Annotated in this window: 1 protein-coding gene; it reads left to right on the top strand. The window is 75.5% G+C overall.

Going from position 1 to position 2846, the window contains the following annotated elements; genetic code table 11:
* The coding region (locus tag HOY81_RS26940; protein WP_237323326.1) for an Rne/Rng family ribonuclease at positions 1-2846 on the top strand (2846 nt) is incomplete at both ends.

Genomic DNA, 2846 nt, shown 5'->3' with positions numbered 1-2846 from the left:
CCGGGGAGGCGAAGCCGCGTACGCGTCGTCGCGCCACCCACAAGACGTCCGCGCCGGCCGGTTCGCCTCCGGCGGCCGAGCCGCAGGACACCGCCGGCGGCGCCGCACCCGCCGGGGCCGCGGACGAGCAGGCGGCACCGGAGGCCGGGGCCGGGGAGGCCGCCGTCGCGGCGGGGGCCGCAGAGCCGGCGAGCGAGGCGAAGCCGCGTACGCGTCGTCGTGCGACGCGGAAGGCGACTGCTCCGGCGGGGTCGCCTCCGGCAGCGGAGGCGGCGGAGGCCGGTGGTCCGGCGGATGCGTCCGTCTCCGGGGCGGAGACGGCCGGGCAGGAGGCCGGGGAGGCGAAGCCGCGTACGCGTCGTCGCGCCACCCACAAGACGTCCGCGCCCGAGGGGGCGCCGGCCACCGGCGCCGCGGCGGAGGAGCAGCCGGCCGGAACCGCCGACGCCGAGGCGCCCGCCCCGCGCACCCGTCGCCGGGCGGCCCGTAAGGCGTCCGCAGGGGAACTCCCCGCGGAGCAGCCGGGCGAGACCCCGGCGGAGGCCCCCGCCGGGGACGCGGACGGGCGCACCGACGGCGGCCCCGCCGAGCCCTCCGCGCCGCCGCAGGCCGGCCCGCCGGTGGCCCTCTTCCAGGCGCCGGTCTTCACCGAGCCGATGTTCCAGACGCCGGAGAGCGCCGCGGCCGAGGCCGCCGCGCGCGGGACGGAGCCGGAGGAGGCGGAGCCCGCGGCGGAGCCGGAAGAGACCGCGGAGGCGCCCTCCCGGCGCCGTCGCCGGCGCCGGGCCGAGGCCCCGGCGGAGGAGGAGGCCGCTCGCGAGGAGGAGGCGGCCGACGAGGAGCAGGCCGAGCGGGAGGCCGAGAGCGAGGCCGGCGAGCGTCCGTCCCGCCGTCGTCGCCGGGGCGGCCGCCGCCGGCGCCGTGGTGAGACGGCGGACACCGGCGAGAGCGCCGAGTCCACCGGCACCGGCGACGAGGCGGACGCCGAGGAGTCCGGCGAGGAGCCGGCCGAGTCCGGCGCGGCCGAGGAGCCCGCCGGCGGAAACGGCTCCACCAGCAGCTCCCGGCGTCGTCGCCGGCGCCGTCGCCGCAGCGGGGACGCCGCCGAGTCCGGCCCGGGTGCGGACGACCCGGAGCGCACGGTCGTCAAGGTCCGTGAGCCGCGGAAGAAGAAGGAGACCGAGCCCTCCGACGAGGTGCAGGCGATCAAGGGCTCCACCCGGCTGGAGGCGAAGAAGCAGCGCCGCCGGGAGGGCCGGGAGCAGGGCCGCCGCCGGGTCCCGATCATCACCGAGGCGGAGTTCCTGGCCCGCCGCGAGGCGGTCGAGCGGGTCATGGTGGTGCGCCAGAACGGCGACCGCACCCAGATCGGCGTGCTCGAGGACGACGTGCTGGTCGAGCACTTCGTGAACAAGGAGCAGTCGACCTCCTACGTCGGCAACGTCTACCTCGGCAAGGTGCAGAACGTCCTGCCGTCGATGGAGGCCGCCTTCGTCGACATCGGCAAGGGCCGCAACGCCGTGCTCTACGCGGGCGAGGTCAACTTCGACGCCCTCGGCCTGTCGGGCGGCCCGCGCCGGATCGAGACCGCGCTCAAGTCCGGGCAGTCCGTCCTGGTCCAGGTCACCAAGGACCCGATGGGGCACAAGGGCGCCCGGCTGACCAGCCAGGTCTCCCTCCCCGGCCGCTATCTGGTGTACGTGCCCGAGGGTTCCATGACGGGCATCAGCCGGAAGCTCCCGGACACCGAGCGCTCCCGGCTGAAGCAGATCCTGAAGAAGGTCGTCCCGGAGGACGCGGGCGTGATCGTCCGCACGGCGGCCGAGGGCGCCAGCGAGGACGAGCTGCGGCGCGACGTCGAGCGGCTGCAGGCCCAGTGGGAGGAGATCCGGAAGAAGGCGAAGAAGGGCAACGCGCCCTCGCTGCTCTACGGCGAGCCGGACATGACCGTCCGGGTCGTGCGGGACATCTTCAACGAGGACTTCTCCAAGGTCATCGTCAGTGGCGAGCAGGCGTGGGAGACCGTGCACGGCTACGTGTCGCACGTCGCCCCGGACCTGTCCGACCGGCTCCAGAAGTGGACCTCCGACGTCGACGTCTTCGCCACCTACCGGATCGACGAGCAGCTCGTGAAGGCGCTGGACCGCAAGGTCTGGCTGCCCAGCGGCGGCTCGCTGGTGATCGACCGGACCGAGGCGATGGTCGTGGTCGACGTCAACACCGGCAAGTTCACCGGCCAGGGCGGCAACCTGGAGGAGACGGTCACCCGGAACAACCTGGAGGCGGCCGAGGAGATCGTGCGTCAGCTCCGGCTGCGCGACCTCGGCGGCATCATCGTGATCGACTTCATCGACATGGTGCTGGAGTCCAACCGCGACCTGGTGCTGCGCCGCCTCCTGGAGTGCCTGGGCCGGGACCGTACGAAGCACCAGGTGGCCGAGGTGACCTCGCTGGGCCTGGTGCAGATGACCCGGAAGCGGGTGGGGCAGGGGCTGCTGGAGTCCTTCTCCGAGACCTGTGTGCACTGCAACGGGCGCGGCCTGATCGTCCATGTCGACCAGGCGCACGCCGTCGGCGGGGGCGGGGGCAAGAAGAGCCGCCGCAAGCAGAAGGCCGCGGCGCAGGCCGCGCAGGCCGAGGCGGCGCAGGCCCAGGCGGCCCCCGCCGAGGCCGAGACGGCCGAGGAGGTCGCGGCCGAGGTCGCCGAGCCGAAGGCGCTGCCGGAGCCCGAGTTCGTGCCGGACGAGGAGCTGTACAGCAGTGCCGCGGAGGCCGAGGAGGCCGCACGGGGCGGCCGCCGGCGCCGCCGCGGCGGCCGCAAGGCGAGCGCGCCCGCCGGGCCGCCC

Source organism: Streptomyces sp. JJ36 (assembly GCF_021696945.1).
Lineage (GTDB): Bacteria > Actinomycetota > Actinomycetes > Streptomycetales > Streptomycetaceae > Streptomyces.
Note: the sequence above shows the minus strand (reverse complement) of the source record. Positions and strands in the feature narration are given on the sequence as shown.